Source organism: Neisseria sp. P0009.S007, from assembly GCF_051962515.1.
In genome coordinates this window covers 1-266 of sequence record NZ_JBQCVF010001125.1, presented here as the reverse complement: position 1 = coordinate 266, position 266 = coordinate 1, and the positions used below count along the sequence as shown (strand labels likewise).

Sequence of the window (266 nt, the reverse complement as noted above, 5' to 3'; positions counted from 1 at the left end):
GGTATGCACCCATTTATGGGGAGCCTATTGGCAGTTACAATAAAGCAAAAGACCAACTGATTTTGCATGAAATTACCATTGAGTCCGAGAATGCACCGGATGGAAAAATTTCTGATATAAGCCTGCCTTTTGGATTGAACATTGGCGATGATAAAACAACCATTGTCCAGAAAATAGGCAAGAAACTTACGGGTAAAACAGTGACTGATTATGGCTCTGCTTATCACGTTTTATTTGAAGAATTTCGCTTGTTAGTGGCTCTGAAC

1 protein-coding gene is annotated in these 266 nt (G+C 39.5%); it reads left to right on the top strand.

The features are described from left to right. Positions 1–266, top strand: a 266-nt coding sequence (locus ACTHS3_RS18005; RefSeq protein WP_440368787.1) for a hypothetical protein, incomplete at both ends; no start/stop codon positions are given.